The sequence below is a fragment of the Streptomyces sp. NPDC037271 genome (genome assembly GCF_055603605.1).
The window spans coordinates 71,313-86,014 of record NZ_JBVJVN010000014.1 but is presented as its reverse complement, the minus strand read 5'-3'; the positions used below and the strand labels follow the sequence as shown (position 1 = coordinate 86,014).

The following is a 14,702-nucleotide window of genomic DNA, read 5'->3' as shown; positions in this document are numbered from 1 at the left end:
GGCACGGGCGCCCCGGTCCCGATCCCGGCCCCGGTCAGTCGAGTTCGAGGACCCGGGCGTGCAGTACCTGGCGCTGCTGGAGCGCCGCGCGCACCGCGCGGTGCAGGCCGTCCTCGAGATACAGGTCGCCCTGCCACTTCACGACGTGCGCGAAGAGGTCGCCGTAGAAGGTGGAGTCCTCGGCGAGGAGGGTCTCCAGGTCGAGTTGGCCCTTGGTCGTCACGAGCTGATCGAGGCGGACCGGGCGCGGCGCGACGTCCGCCCACTGCCGGGTGCTCTCCCGGCCGTGGTCGGGGTACGGCCGGCCGTTTCCGATGCGCTTGAAGATCACACGGAAAGCCTACCGGCCAAGACGTCGCGGGCGCAGCCACGGCGCCGGAGTGCGGCGCTGGAAAAGACGCCGCAAACAGGGGCAAACAGGAACCAGGGGACGAGGGGCCGGGGGCCGGGGGGCCGAAGTGGGTGACGGGCCGCCTCGGGCCGGTGGATCCCAGGCCCGGCGTTCGGGCTCGGGGTTCGGGCTCGGGGTTCCGGGCCCCGTCCGGCTACTTGCCGGAGGCCTTCGCGGCCTTCGCCGCGGCTTTCATCTCCTGTTTGTGGGCGCGGACCTTGGTCAGCGACTCCGGCCCGGTGATGTCGGCGACGGACCGGAAGGACTTGGGTTCGCCGTAGGCGCCGGCGGCCTCCCGCCAGCCCTCCGGCTGGACGCCGAGCTGCTTGCCGAGCAGGGCGAGGAAGATCTGGGCCTTCTGCCTGCCGAAGCCCGGCAGTTCCTGGAGCCGCTTCAGGAGTTCCCCGCCGGTGCCGACGCCGCGCCAGACGGCCTCGGCGTCACCGTCGTAGGTGTCGACGAGGTACCGGCACAGCTGCTGGACGCGTCCCGCCATCGAGCCGGGGTAGCGGTGCACCGCCGGCTTGTCGGAGAGCAGGGCGGCGAACGCCTCGGGGTCGTAGGCCGCGATGTCGTGCGCGTCGAGGTCCTCCGCGCCCATGCGCCGGGCGATGGTCGACGGGCCCTTGAACGCCCACTCCATGGGGACTTGCTGGTCGAGCAGCATGCCGACCAGCGCGGCGAGCGGGCTGCGGCCGAGGAGCTCGTCGGCCTCGGGGTCCTGGGCGAGGTGAAGTGTGACGTCCATGCCCCGATGATCGCGCGCGCGGGCTCAGGTCGCGCGCCAGTACCCCAGCGCGTTCACCCGCTGTTTGGGCAGCCCCAGTTCCTTGCGGGCGTACGAGGCCAGCGCCCGGGTCGTCGCCGTGTCGCAGGCGATCCAGACGTACGGCTCGGGGGTGGACGCCAGCAGCTCCGGCAGGGCCTCCTTCACCTGTGCGACCAGGTGGGCGCCGGCGTCGCGGCGCGGGACCGTGCGGACCTCGTGGCGGTCGGGGTCGGTGCGGAAGGGCAGGCCGTCGTCCGTGCCGCCGCCCTCGAACCAGATCGTCGCGGGGACCGGCCCCAGCGCGTCGAGGAGGGAGTTGAGGGCGGGCAGGGACGCGGGGTCCGCGACCGCGAAGAGCCGGGAGGGGAGCGGCTGGGGGACGTCGAAGCCGGTGCCCTGGACCGTCGCCTCGACGGTGTCACCCGGTTTGGCCGCCCGGGCCCAGTCGCTCGCGCACCCCTCGTGCAGGGCGAACTCCATGGCGAAGGTGCCCGTCGCGGGGTCGGGGTCGACCAGTGTGTACGCCCGCTGGTGCGGCTTGCCCGCGTTCTCGAACCACAGCCGCACCCACATCGTCGGGTGGACGCCGGTCGCCGCCAGCATGCCGCCGTCGGTCAGCCGCAGCCGCCGGTAGTGCGGTGTCACGTCCTCGGCGTCCGTCACGGTGAACTCGAAGTCCTTGGCACGCATCAGTCTGAGGACCGCGCCCTCCCAGCCCCGCCCCTGCCCCATCGTTTCTTCACCCTTCGCGTACTATTCGCCCACGACGATTGACTTAGGTGAGCCTAACCTAAAGGAAAGTAGAGGCACAGGGGTGAGCGCCGAGACATACCGCGACGCCTGGGGGATCCCGCACCTGCGCGCGGACAGCGCGGGCGAACTCGCCCGGGCCCAGGGCCGGGTGACCGCCCGTGACCGGGCCTGGCAGCTGGAGGTCGAGCGGCACCGCGCGCAGGGCACCTCCGCGTCCTTCCTGGGGCCCGCGGCACTGTCCTGGGACCGGCTCGCCCGGCGGGCCCGGCTCGCGGACACCGCCCGCCGCTGCTTCACCGCGCTGGAGGACAAGGACCCGGAGACGGCCGCCTGGGTCCGGGCGTACGTCGACGGTGTGAACGAAGGGCTGGCCGAAGGGCCGGCCGAGGGGTCCGGAGGCGGCGGGCCCGCCCCCGAGTTCGCGCGCATCGGCCTCGCCCCCGGCCGCTGGGAGCCCTGGACCCCGCTCGGCATCTGGCTCGCCGCACACATCCTCTTCGCCGGCTTCCCCGCCAAGCTCTGGCGCGAGCACATCACCGCGCACCTCGGCCCGGACGCCGTCGCCCTCTTCGCCGCCGACGGACCCGGCACCGCCGGCAGCAACGGCTGGCTGGTGAGCGGCGAACGGACCGTGACCGGCCACGCGGTCATCGCCGGCGACCCGCACCGCTTCATCGAGGACCCCGGCGTCTACCAGCAGATCCACCTGTCCTGCCCGGAGTTCGACGTCGTCGGCCTCGCCGTGCCCGGCGTCCCGGGCATCGCCCACTTCGGCCACACCGGCACCGTCGCCTGGGCCATCACCAACGCCATGGCCGACTACCAGGACCTGTACCGGGAGCGGCTGCGCCGCACCGGCGCCGGCGTCGAGGCGCTCGGCCCCGACGGCACCTGGCACCGCGCCGCCCGGCACACGGAGACGATCCGGGTCGCGGGGGAGGACGACGTGGAGGTCGAGGTCATCGAGACCGACCGGGGCCCGGTCATCGCCGGCGGACCCGAGGGCCTCGACGACGGCACCCCCACGGCCCTCAGCCTGCGCTACCCGCCCCGGGTCACCGCCGACCTCGGCTTCGGCGCCCTGCTGCCGCTGCTGCGGGCCCGCCGGGTCGCCGACGTGGACCGGGCCCTGGACGCGTGGGCCGAGCCGGTCAACGTCGTGCAGGCCGCCGACACCGAGGGCGGTCTGCTGCACCGGGTCGCGGGACGCGTGCCGACCCGGTCCACGGCCAACGGCCTGCGCCCGGTGCCCGCCTGGGAAGGCGGCCACGAGTGGACCGGCTGGCACACCCCGCCCCGCGCCGGACTCACCGACGGCGTCGCCGTGATGGCCAACCAGCGCGGCCCGGCCACCCCGCTCGGCGTCGAGTTCGCCCCGCCGCACCGCGCCGACCGCATCACCGCCCTGCTCGCCGGGAAGGAACACTGGTCGGCCGCCTGCATGCCCGCGGTCCACACGGACACCCACCTCGCCTCGGCCGCCCCCCTCCTGGACCACCTGGCCACCCTGGACGCCCTGACCTCCGAGGCCGGCGCCCTGCGCGACCGCCTCCTCGCCTGGGACCGGCGCATGGACGCCGGCAGCACCGACGCGGCGGCGTACGCGGCCGTACGCGGAGCGGTCGTACGCCGGCTGGCGGCGCACCCGGTCCTCGCAGCGGCGTCCGTGCCACCCGCCTACCCCGAGGTGCTGCTGCCGTGGCTCGCGCTCGTGCCGCGCGTCGGCTACGCCCTCGAGCACCTGCTGCGCGCCGAGGACCTGTACGGCATCGACCGCGCCGGGGCCGTCCGCGCGGCGCTGGAGGAGGTGGCCGCGCGTCCGCCCGCGGGCACCTGGGGCGACACCCACCGCCTCGCCCCCTGGCGGGCGCTGCCGGACACCTCCCCCGAGGAGGAACCCGGCCTGTCCGGCGACCACGACTGCGTGCTGTGCACCTCCGCCGTCCCCGGCCTCACCGACCGCGCCGCCCGCGGCCCCGCCGCCCGCTACGTCTGGGACCTGGCCGACCGCCAGGACAGCGGCTGGGTGGTGCCCCACGGCGCCCGGGGCGTCCCCGGCACGCCCCACCACCGCGACCAGCAGCAGCTCTGGCTCGACGGCGAACTCGCCCCGGTGATCACCGACTTCGCCCGGCTCACGAAGGAAACCGATGACTGACCCGCACACGCCCGCGCCCCCTTCCCCGTACGCCTCCCGCGTCCCCGTCCACGAGCAGGAACTCGACGGCTTCGGCACCGTCCGCGTCCTCCCCCTCGACGCCGCCGCCGACGCCGCCGTGATCCACGGCTGGGTGAGCGAGGAGCGGGCCGCCTTCTGGGGCATGAACGGCCTCACGCGGGACCAGGTCGCCGGGATCTACGCCCACATGGACGCGCTCGACACCCACCACGCCTTCCTGGTGGTGAAGGACGACGCGCCCGTCGCCGTGTTCCAGACCTACGACCCCGAGGCCGACCGGGTGAGCGAGTGCTACGACGCCGAACCCGGCGACATCGGCGTCCACCTGCTGCTCGCCCCCGCCGGCACCGAGGGCGCGCGGCCCGGCTGGACCGCCGCGCTGGCGGGGGCCCTCATGGCGTACGTGCTGCTGGGGCTGGGCCGGAAGCGGATCGTGGTCGACCCGGACGTCGGCAACGAGAAGGCCATCGCCCGCTTCCTCAAACAGGGTTTCACCCCCGGACCGGCGGTCGTCCTGCCGGAGATCGACCTGCCGGACGTGTACCTGCCGGAGAAGAAGGCGCAACTCGCGTTCCTCCGCCGGGAGGTAGCGTTCCCGGGGTGACCTCCCCGCCGACCGCCGAGGACCTGATCGCGCACTACGCGCTGGAGCCCATCCCGCGCGAGGGCGGCCTGTTCCGGCGTACCTGGGCCGGCTCCGAGCGCCCGGACGGACGCCCTGCCGGCTCGGCCATCGTGGCCCTGCTGACCGCCCGTCCGGGTGACTTCTCCGCCCTGCACCGCCTGCCCACCGACGAGGTCTGGCACTTCTACCTCGGCGATCCGCTGGAACTGCTGCTGCTCCCACCCGACGGCGGCGCCCGTACGGCCGTGCTGGGACCGGACGTCCTGGGCGGGCAGCACGTGCAGTTCACCGTCCCCGCCGGAACCTGGATGGGCGGCACGGTGGCGGCGGGCGGCGCGTGGTCGCTCTTCGGGTGCACGATGGCGCCCGGATTCACCTACGGGGACTACGAGCACGGTGACGCGGCCGACCTGACGGCGCGGTACCCGTCGGCGGCCGAGCGCATCGTGGAACTGTGCCGGCCATGAACCTCCTCGACGGCCAGGTCGCCCTGGTCACCGGCGCGGGCGGCGGCATCGGACGGGGCATCGCCCTGCGGTTCGCCGAGGAGGGCGCGGCGGTCGCGGTGCACTGCCGTACGGCGGTGGAGGCGGCGCGGGACGTCGCCGCGCGGATCCGGGAGCGGGGCGGGCGGGCCACGGTCCTGCGGGCCGACCTCACCGACGAGGACGCCTGCCGGCGCCTGGTGGAACAGGCCGCCGACTGGGGCGGGGGACGCGGGGGAAGCGGGAGACGCGGTGGAGGCGGTGGAGGCGGTGGCACCGGGGCACGGCTGACGGCACTGGTCAACAACGCGGGCGTGCAGCCGCTGCGGGACCTGCCCGGCATGACGGCCGCCGAGTGGCGGACGGTGGTGGACACCAACCTCACCGGCGTCTTCGCGTGCACGCAGGCCGCCGCCCGGATCATGCGGGCCCAGGACGACGGCGGCACGGTCACCCACATCGCCTCGATCGAGGCGGGCGCCCCCGCACCCGCCCACGCGCACTACGGCGCCTCCAAGGCGGCGGTCGTGGCACACGCCCGTTCCGCGGCGCTGGAGTACGGCCCGTGGGGAGTCAGGGTCAACACCGTCTCGCCCGGCCTCATCGACCGGGACGGGCTCACGCGGGCCTGGCCGGAGGGCGTACGGCGGTGGCGTGAGGCGGCGCCCACGGGACGGCTCGGGCGCCCGGAGGACGTGGGCGACGCGTGCGTGTTCCTGGCGTCGCGGCTGGCGTCCTGGGTCACCGGCCACGACCTCGTGGTGGACGGCGGGGTGACGGCACGCCCGTCGTGGTGAGGGCCCGGTCCGGCATCGGGTGAGTCCCGGCGCGTCTCCGGGGTGTCCCGGGTGCTTCTACGGCGCGTCTCCGGTCGGTTCTGGTGCGTCTCCGGTGCCGTCCCCGGTCGGCTCCGGTGCGTCCCCGTCGGCTCCGGTGCGTCTCCGGTGTGTCCCCGGGGCGTCTCCGGTGAGCGGGGTGGCGCCCGCGTCCGTACGTATCCCCGAGGCAGTGGGCCCCGACGACGGAGATGCGACGTGAGGTGTGGTGACGGTGCGCGCACTGAAGGCCGGGGGCGAGGGGGCCGTGGAAACGGACGGGGCCGACGGGGAGCCCAGGGGCCGGTGCTGCTGGGCACCGTGCTGGTCCTGCTCGGCCTCGTCCTCGGCCTCGTCCTCGGAGGCGCGGGACCGGCGTCCGCCCACGCCGCCCTCCGCTCCACCGACCCCGGCGACGGCAGCGTCCTCCAGCGCGCCCCCCGCCACGTCACCCTGACCTTCACCGAGTCCGTCGGCCTGCGCGACGACTCCTTCCGCGTCCTCGACCCCGGCGGCCGCCGGGTACGCACGGGGGAGGCCGGGCGCGCCGGCGGACGTTCCGACACGGCCCGCGTCGCGCTGACGGGCGAGCTCGGCGAGGGCACCTACACCGTGGCCTGGCGGGTGGTGTCGGCCGACAGCCACCCCGTCTCCGGCGCCTTCACCTTCTCGGTCGGCAAGCCCTCCACGAAGACCGCCTCCGTGGACACCGGTCCCACCGAGGACCCGCTCACCGCCACCCTCCACAAGATCGCCCGCTACCTCTCCTACCTCGCCGCCGCCCTGCTCATCGGCACCGCCGCCTTCGTCGCCCTGTGCCGCCCGCCGGACCCCGCCCCGCTGCGCCGGCTCCTGCCGGCGGGCTGGTGGACCCTGCTGGGCGCCACCGTCGCCCTGCTGGTGCTGCGCGCCCCGTACGAGGCGGGGGCGGGGCCGTCGGCGGCCCTGGACGTCGCCGCCCTCGGCGACACGGTGGCGACCCGGCCCGGTGTGCTGCTGCTGGTCAGACTGGCGCTGCTGGTGCCGGCCGGGCTCTTCCTCGTCGGCGTGACCCGCGGCGACCGACACCGGCAGCGCACCCCCCTCGCCACCGCGGCGGGCACCGCGTCGGCCGTCGGCCTCGCCCTGACCTGGTCCGCCGCCGAGCACGCGTCCGCCGGGATCCAGGTGCCCGTCGCGATGGCGTCCTCCGTACTGCACCTGCTGGCCACGGCGGTATGGCTCGGCGGTCTCGTGGCCCTGCTCACCACCCTCCGCTCCTCCCCGGACGCCGCCACGGTCGCACGCTTCTCCCGGACCGCCTTCGCCTCCGTGAGTGTCCTGGCCGTCACCGGCGTCTATCAGTCCTGGCGCGGCCTCGGCTCCTGGCCGGCGCTCACCGAGACGACGTACGGCAGGCTGCTGCTCGCCAAGCTGGCCGGGGTGGCCGTACTGCTGGCCGCGGCGGCGGTCTCGCGACGGTGGACGACCGCGTGGGTGACGGCGGGGGCGCTTGCGGACACGGCCGTACGCGCGCACGTACGTGAGCGGACACCGGAGCCGGCGGGCGGACCACCGGCCCGGGCGTCGGAACCGTCCGAGCCACAACCGTCCGAACCGGAGCCGTCCGAGCCGGAACCGCCCACCGACGTGGCCGCCCGCCACCGAGGGCTGCGCCGACCCGTCGTGGTGGAGGCCGTCGTCGCGGCCGTCGTCCTGGCGATCACGACCGTGCTCACCGGCACCCCGCCGGGCAGGGCCGCGGACGAGGCGGCACGGGCCGTACCGGCGGGCGGGGTGCTGCCCGCCTCCGTCACCACCGTCCCCTTCGACATCGGCACCTCCGGCCGGGGCACGGTCCAGATCACCCTGGACCCCGGCCGCACCGGCGACAACGCGGTGCAGGCCGTGGTCTTCGGCCCCGACGGCAGCCTGGCCGCCGTACCCGAACTGCGCCTCTCCTTCACGCTGCCCGACCGCACGGTCGGCCCGATCACCGCGGAACTCGTCGACCGGGGTGGTTACTGGAGCGCCAACTCCCTCACCCTGCCCCTCCCCGGCACCTGGACGATGAGGACGACGGTCCGGGTGTCGGAGACCGACCAGGTGAGCGAGACGCGGCGGATACGGATCGAGCGGTAGCGAGTCGGCGCACCGCACCGCACCGCGCAGAGGTGCCGGGCACCACGTTCTCAATACTGCCCGGCGCTTCGGCGCGGGCAGCGTCTGCCACCGGCGCATGCGGGCGGCCGGTCGCCGCTCGACGATCCCGCCCGGGAACCGCGACCACACGGCGTGAGCCCCATCACCCTCGAGCCGGCGCTTGCCGCACCCAACGCTGTGGCGTGGACACGTCGAAGGGCCCCACCGCGAACGGTGGGGCCCTTCGACATCGTGCCCGGTGAGGCACTGGCGGAGGATACGAGATTCGAACTCGTGAGGGGTTGCCCCCAACACGCTTTCCAACTGTGTTGGTGAGGGCTTGGGTTGAGTGCAGGGGCGTTCACCTGGGTTCATGGGCGGCCGGCGGCCGGTGCGGGGGCGGCTCCGGGACTCGCCTGAACGGCCATGAACGGGGCTGAATGAGACGGAAACTGAGACGGACGGAGGCATGGTGCCCCGACCGGGTGACGTTCAACTGGTTCGACATCGGTGACGAGCAGGGGCGCCCTATGGTGCGTCTCGCTCTTGCACACTCAGCTCACCGAGGAGTCGACGCAGCATGGCGACACCGCAGGATCAGCAGCCGGCTCAGACGTATGGGCAGCCGCCGACGATCATCATCAACAACAGCAGTTCCGCGACAGCGTCTGCCGCAACTGTTATCGGCGGAGTAGGCCTGAGGCGTCGGCGTCAGTCGCTGTGGGCCCACTTCTGGCTGCTCATGCTCACCGCGGGCATCGGCAACGTCTTCTATGCGATGCACGTGAGCCGCTGGAACCGAGACCGAGGCCTCTGACGACTGACGGAGGGGCCCTTCCGACGCGAGATCTCCGGGAGGGCCTCTGTCATGTCTCCACGCATCTGGTCGCAGCAAGGCGCGGACATCCGGAGCCATCAGCTTGGGAAGCTGCGATCACTCGGGGCTGGCCGGCCGCTGACCTGGGCGAACGGCGGACGACTGGCTCACTGGACTCGGCGGCTCTCACCGTGAGTCCCCGCTGTTCCCCGCTCGATCTGGTGCGGTTGTGGTGCAACCTCTCGGACACAGCACATAACGACGCTCACGTCACGAGACCGTCGCCCCGCTAGGTGCCAGCGTAGGAATCTGCCTCGTTGAGGCTTCACAACTCTGTAACAGCTGCCAAGACCTGGCCTACTCGTCTTGAGCCATCGCGCAGGATTTTGCATTGGAAGTGCCTATACCAAACGGCATGTCCAGAAACGAGTTACCGGCCGGGGGCGAGGCCAAGCCGTCGTCCGGAACTCGCAGACATGACTATGGGTCCCTGGCCTCTCCACTCGCGTCGCCCCGCCACGGCGTGGAGCCATGACCGCCCCGAACTGGAGACCGCCAACTCCGGTCTGACCGAAAGGACTATGTGCGATGGCCAGCACCCCCGGCCCGTGACCCGCGGGCTGCTGATCACGCTGGGCGCAGGAACTGCATCAGCGTCGATCGTAGCCGCTCCCTGGTGGATCACCGTCTCCCTTCTGAGCCTGCCACTGATCGTGCTAGCTGCGATCTTCCTGCCAGCTGTGTGGTCGCGCAGGCCCGCGCGAAGGCGAGACGCACGTCTCCTCTCCGAACGCATCTTGCGGGTGTTTGAGCGGAGGCGCCGGTGACTCCTAGACGCACGGGTCGTGCGCCACCGTGACGGGTCGAGCCCTGCTGCTGTAGTTGAGGAGCAGGGCTCTCTGCGCTGCTCGGCCTTCTGTCGTGACCCCCGCATTAGGAGTTCGATCTGGGCCCGCTCGGGCTGCGGCCGTCGGCTGATGCCAGGGCCAGACAAGGGTGCTGGTGTACGCCCCCGTCCGGCGTCGTTGATGTCAGCCGTGGATGTCAAAAGCCTTCTGATCCGTGGCTACGGAAGTCGGTCCTTGGAGACAGAAGCGGGGGGATAGTCAAGAGGGTGGCCGACGTTGGGTACGAGGCTGGGGTTGTTGCACTTCGGTGCTGGACCGCAGCCGAACCGGCGCCTAGTGCTTCATCCACTGCTGGGGCGACTCTCCGCTTGCTCCACTTGCGGAGTGCCCATGTCTTCTCTCATGACGGCTTCCCGTGCCAGGTCGAATAGAGCTCGGCGCTGGGCTACTGCTCGATGCTGACGTTCGCGGCGCTTACGTAGGAACTGCCACCATCTTGGTCCGTACGCAAGATCAGCGCGCGCGACGTCCAAGAAGTGCGCTTCATGATTACCGAGAGCGTTGAAGTACTTCGTGTCTGATTCATCGTGATCGTTGGGAGAGCCAATGGCGCTGAGGAGCGCGTCGGCCGCGTCCAACACGCGGGGCGGAGCACAGAGACGCATGCCCATCAAAGCGGCACGTATCTCCGTCTGGGCTTCTAGGTAGCGCCCTCGCAACCCCAGTTCGTCCAAACGTCGTTCCAAAGTGGCTGCACGATCCAGGTCGGTCTCTTCTTCGCATGCGCGCTGAAGCCCGCCCAAGTACAGGCCTGAGGCGATGAGCTGAGCCACGGCGTCTAAGTAGCGCCTGTACGCCTGGACTCGATCTTCTGCGCTACCGATCCGAGGCACTCCAACGGGGCGATACCGAGACATAGCCGCGCTCGCGGCGCTGCCGGCGGCGCGCACGGCCGCTGCGCCAAGTCCACCATCCATGCGATGGGTTTACAGCATCTGGCGCTATAGGCGCAGGTTCATGCCTTGATCGGAAAGGTACTTCTTCTTCCCTGGGTCTTGCCGCGGATCTTGCTGATCTGCGTTTTTGCTGGTCAGGAGCGGTGGGCCCGTGCGCCTGGTGATCGTCGTTGGTCGTCATTGGTCGCTGCCGAGCAGCCTCGGACGGCCCAGCCAGCACCGTCATGAGCGTCGGCTTACCGCGTTACGCAGCGCCTCGAACCACCCCATGAAGAGCCACCTCAACCACCAGAACCAACCTCTGCGCCTGCGTTGCGGCTGTGGTTCCGGACGCGCCGGCATGCGCGGAAGTCGGGGAGGAGTAGAGGCACGTGGACTTCGGCTTCGTCGACCTCCACCACCGTGCAGATGGCAGTAGCCGTTCCATCCGGCAGGGTTTCCGCACGCTCGCCCCTGCCGTGTCACCCCAGCGCAATGCCCCATGAAGGGAGTCTGGCAGAGCTTGCGCGGGCAGGGGGCCGACCGGGGTAACTGCTCACGAGAGGCCGGAGCATCAGCTTGGGAAGCTAAGGTGATCTAGGACTGATTGCTCTGCTGACCTGTGGTGAAGCGGCGACGGTTACTGACCGGTCATAGGCGCGGTCTCCGGTGTTCCACGTGGTTCCCCGCAGGATCTGGCACGGTTCTGGCACAGCTTGTGGAGCTGTCTACCCAGTCACAACAGATAGACAGCTCTCACAGTCACAGGTCGATGAGACCCAGCTTCAGGAGTACCTGTTGGATGAACTCTTCGATGACGTCACCCGGTGACACTACTGTCTGCCCTTCCCATAGGTCGCTTTGCGAGACGACAGTCACCCCAGGGGATTCTTCAGTTTCAAGGGCCACATCGGGATGTCTATAAACCATAATCCCGTCCTTGCAAGGTAGTACCTCGCGCAGTGAGATGTATGGATCAGAGAACTGATTGAAAGAGAATCTCTCATCAGGGTCGCTCACTGATGAAATAAAGAGCCCAACCTCATCTCGAAGGCTGTTATCGGGATCTGTTGTCCAATTCAGCTGATGCCTCTTCGAGTAGAAGAGAAACTTGCAGATGACTTTCCCTCTGACGACGACATCAACTGTCAGTTCCCACGTGCCGTGCGCCCAGCCTCGGTCCCGGATCTCCTTCCACTTCTCGAATGATTTCGCTTCATAGGTGCGATATCGGAAGGTGAAATCGGAAGACTCTTCGTTTAGTTCGTCCAGCCACTTGGTGAATTCTGTAATAAATCCTTCAAGCCTGCGACGCCAGACTTCGTAAATGTTGTACTCGGTTTGACGCGTCGTTTTCCCGGCAGCCTTGACTAGGCGGCGAATTCGCTCGCGACGCTCTTGAGGTGCCCGCGCAATTCTTCTCGCCTTATCCAGGGCTGCAAGTTCGGCACTTGCCATGATTGATACCAGAGGTCCGAAGTTTCCCTCGTCGGCAACCTCTAGTGCATCGTAATACTCACCTCGTCGACTAATTGGGATACCAATAGGGAGAAGGCCTGAACGTACGAGCGAGAAGTCCTGCAGCATGCGGGCCGTGCGCCCGTTTCCATCCATGAATGGATGAATCTTGGCAGTCGTAGCGTGCAGCCAAGCGGCACGAGTTAGGTCGCTATTCCCGCCCGCGACATATTGATCACATACAGCGCGAACAAGATCTGGGACATCCGCCCACGATGGGGGGCGATGATTTGCTCCCGTGATCGAAACGTCAGCTAGGCGAAAAGACCCAGCTTCTTGAATCAAGTTCTTCTCAACCCTTCGATGCACCTCCTTAATCAGGTCGACGGTAAGTGTTGCCTGTGCCCTTGCCTCGCTTTCAATCAATTCGTTCGCTTCGCTTACATTCAGGATCTCCTGTTCGGAGTAGCGGTCCGACTCTGAAACTGCAAGCCCATCGAGTACGGCACGCGTCAGGCGCGCATTTACTCGTACGCCCTCGATGTTGAGAGTGTCGCTAATTCGATCGGGAAGAAAACTGCGGGCAATTTCTTCCTGCACCTCGGGCGAGAATTCACCGAGGTTGAGGAGCGACTCAAGTTCTCCGCTGACTTCTTCTTCCAGCTGCTTCGCTGAGGAATCCAGGGAAATGCCGTGCAGGTCAAAAATTTCCACGATTACGCCCCCTGACGCTGTCTGATCGCCAGTCAGATGATACTGATGAAGGGGGCGGAATGGCAGAGATTCAACGAAACGTCGGCAGAACGAGGTGTGGGCGGCTTTGATGGAGGTACTGCCTGGTTGATCACGAAAGGTCGGCGGAGCGGCTTTGGGGTGGAGCTGCTTTGGCGCGAGTGATTATGGCCCCGTAAGCTTGCGGCGCGTCGGGCAGTCTGTGGACCTGCCCGGTAAAGCACGACGTTGGGGCCATGATCTTCGAGGCTCGCGCCAAAGTGGCTCCGTAAAGCCGCGGAGCCGACCGCCCCAGCCACGACGTACCCATTCTCTGGCATTAGGCGGCTGATTGCTGTGCGCGGTACGGCCGCCGGCCGGGCTGGAGCGGGGCGGAGGCAAGCGCAGGCCCGGCCGGGGGCCGGGCCGCGCGCGGTGAGCGGAGCGAGCCGCCTTGAACCAGTAGAGAAGGTTGTAACTCAGTCGGTCGTGTGGGGCGTCAAGTCGTCGATGCAGGCTGGTAGTTCCTGCCGTAGTCGGTGTGCGAGCGGCAGGAAGATGACTGGGCGGATCGTCCAGGTGATGCGGATGCCGGCCTGGGTGACGGTGATCGTGCACGGTTCCTCATGGAGCAGGGCCCGGCGGGTGTCGGCGCGGTCCTCGTAGAGCCACGTCCACGCCTCCTCGAAGGCGTTCGCGTCCAGGGCCGGAGTGAGGGTGCGGAGCGCAACCGCTACCCATCTGTCCGCCTGGTGTGCGGAGTAGGCATCGAACGATGCCCGTAAGGCCGGCCGCTTCTCCGGGTCCTCAAGGTCCTCGGTCCAGCACTCACACCAGAAGCCGCGGGTGGGCGCGTCCGTCAGCATGGGTGAGTTCCGCGTTTGGCGTCGGCGAAGAGGTGGGCGGTCACGGTGTGGCCGTCCGCGTTGCTGTGCACGGCCACCCGGTCCGCGATGAGGCTGACCATGCCCAGTCCCCTGCCGTGCTCGGCCTCCTGGTCCTGGTGCTCGACTGCGGGCGCGGTGTCCGTGCCGCCGGCGTCCGTGACGGACAGCGCGACGATCCGTGCGGAGACCGCCACCGCCAGGTAGAAGCCGCCCCCTGGCCGGCCGCTCGCCGTGTGCAGGACCGCGTTCGCGCTGAGCTCGCTCACGATCAGTTCGGCGTCTTCCGCCACGGGGGAGCCGCGCAGGATGTCCCGTGTCCAGCGGCGGGCCCTGCTCACCTCTTCCGGGAAACCTGGGCAACTGAGCCCCCAGACCCGTGCCCTACTCGTATACTCGTGCATACAAGTTCCTTCATGCTGGTAGGCCGCCATGTGCAGCGGGTTCGGGCTAGACGAGTTTCACGCCGTCGTGGGCGCGGACGGCCGGCGGGGACGCCGCGTCGAGTGCGTCCAGGACGCGTATCGCGTATGCCTCGTCGGCGAGTTCGATGACTTCTTCGCGGGTGGCCCAACGCAGTGCGCGCGTCTCGTCCCCGGTGGTCAGGGTGCCGTCGGCCGCCTCGCAGCGGAAGACGAGGGAGACGATCAGGCCGGTCATGTTCTTGTAGACGCCGGTCAGGGTCGCGGGAAGCGCGATCTTGAGGCCGGTCTCTTCGAGGACTTCGCGTTGCAGGGCCTCGGGGATGGTTTCCTCACGTTCGAGGACGCCGCCCGGGGGCTCCCAGTGGCCGTTGTCACGGCGCTTGATCAAGAGGGCACGGCCCTGGTCGTCGACGACGACCCCGGCGACGCTCACGGAGTGCGGGCGTTCTGTGCTCACGTTCCTCGGCCCTCTCGGCTGACTAGGCT

General features: G+C 69.7%; 13 protein-coding genes. 6 read left to right on the top strand and 7 right to left on the bottom strand.

Annotation, left to right across the window (positions count from 1 at the left end):
* Positions 1–34: 34 nt before the first annotated feature.
* From ACZ7G3_RS23270 to ACZ7G3_RS23260, 3 genes are all read right to left on the bottom strand, one after another.
* Positions 35–331, bottom strand: a complete 297-nt coding sequence (locus tag ACZ7G3_RS23270) for a type II toxin-antitoxin system VapB family antitoxin (RefSeq protein ID WP_003999914.1) — start codon at positions 329–331, stop codon at positions 35–37.
* A gap of 214 nt (positions 332–545) precedes the next feature.
* Positions 546–1,139 (bottom strand): HhH-GPD-type base excision DNA repair protein, encoded by a 594-nt coding sequence (locus tag ACZ7G3_RS23265; protein ID WP_470928046.1) that lies wholly within the window; start codon positions 1,137–1,139, stop codon positions 546–548.
* Positions 1,140–1,163: 24 nt separating this feature from the next.
* On the bottom strand, positions 1,164–1,892 hold the full coding sequence (locus ACZ7G3_RS23260) for a siderophore-interacting protein (protein WP_470928044.1): 729 nt from the start codon (positions 1,890–1,892) through the stop codon (positions 1,164–1,166).
* An 82-nt stretch (positions 1,893–1,974) separates the two neighbouring features.
* Here ACZ7G3_RS23260 and ACZ7G3_RS23255 point away from each other — a divergent pair, with 82 nt between their 5' ends.
* The 6 genes from ACZ7G3_RS23255 to ACZ7G3_RS23230 all read left to right on the top strand — a co-directional run bounded on the left by ACZ7G3_RS23255 (position 1,975) and on the right by ACZ7G3_RS23230 (position 8,955).
* Complete coding sequence (locus ACZ7G3_RS23255) at positions 1,975–4,071, top strand: penicillin acylase family protein (RefSeq protein ID WP_470928042.1); 2,097 nt, start codon at positions 1,975–1,977, stop codon at positions 4,069–4,071.
* On the top strand, positions 4,064–4,696 hold the full coding sequence (locus ACZ7G3_RS23250; protein ID WP_470928040.1) for a GNAT family N-acetyltransferase: 633 nt from the start codon (positions 4,064–4,066) through the stop codon (positions 4,694–4,696). The genes ACZ7G3_RS23255 and ACZ7G3_RS23250 overlap by 8 nt, the downstream gene beginning before the upstream one ends.
* Positions 4,693–5,184 (top strand): cupin domain-containing protein, encoded by a 492-nt coding sequence (locus ACZ7G3_RS23245; RefSeq protein ID WP_470928038.1) that lies wholly within the window; start codon positions 4,693–4,695, stop codon positions 5,182–5,184. Before ACZ7G3_RS23250 ends, ACZ7G3_RS23245 begins: the two co-directional genes overlap by 4 nt.
* Complete coding sequence (locus tag ACZ7G3_RS23240; RefSeq protein WP_470928036.1) at positions 5,181–5,999, top strand: SDR family NAD(P)-dependent oxidoreductase; 819 nt, start codon at positions 5,181–5,183, stop codon at positions 5,997–5,999. Before ACZ7G3_RS23245 ends, ACZ7G3_RS23240 begins: the two co-directional genes overlap by 4 nt.
* Positions 6,000–6,323: 324 nt before the next feature.
* Entirely contained in the window at positions 6,324–8,138 is a 1,815-nt protein-coding gene (locus tag ACZ7G3_RS23235) for a copper resistance CopC/CopD family protein (protein WP_470928034.1), read from the top strand.
* A 580-nt stretch (positions 8,139–8,718) separates the two neighbouring features.
* Positions 8,719–8,955, top strand: a complete 237-nt coding sequence (locus ACZ7G3_RS23230) for a hypothetical protein (protein ID WP_470928032.1) — start codon at positions 8,719–8,721, stop codon at positions 8,953–8,955.
* Between the two features lie 2,545 nt (positions 8,956–11,500).
* Here ACZ7G3_RS23230 and ACZ7G3_RS23225 read toward each other — a convergent pair.
* From ACZ7G3_RS23225 to ACZ7G3_RS23210, 4 genes are all read right to left on the bottom strand, one after another.
* Positions 11,501–12,910, bottom strand: a complete 1,410-nt coding sequence (locus ACZ7G3_RS23225) for a Fic family protein (protein ID WP_470928030.1) — start codon at positions 12,908–12,910, stop codon at positions 11,501–11,503.
* 476 nt (positions 12,911–13,386) lie between these two features.
* Complete coding sequence (locus tag ACZ7G3_RS23220) at positions 13,387–13,773, bottom strand: hypothetical protein (RefSeq protein ID WP_470928028.1); 387 nt, start codon at positions 13,771–13,773, stop codon at positions 13,387–13,389.
* Positions 13,767–14,195, bottom strand: coding sequence for an ATP-binding protein (locus tag ACZ7G3_RS23215; RefSeq protein WP_470928026.1), 429 nt, complete (start codon positions 14,193–14,195; stop codon positions 13,767–13,769). Before ACZ7G3_RS23215 ends, ACZ7G3_RS23220 begins: the two co-directional genes overlap by 7 nt.
* A gap of 46 nt (positions 14,196–14,241) precedes the next feature.
* Entirely contained in the window at positions 14,242–14,649 is a 408-nt protein-coding gene (locus tag ACZ7G3_RS23210) for an NUDIX hydrolase (RefSeq protein ID WP_190011612.1), read from the bottom strand.
* Positions 14,650–14,702 lie beyond the last annotated feature (53 nt).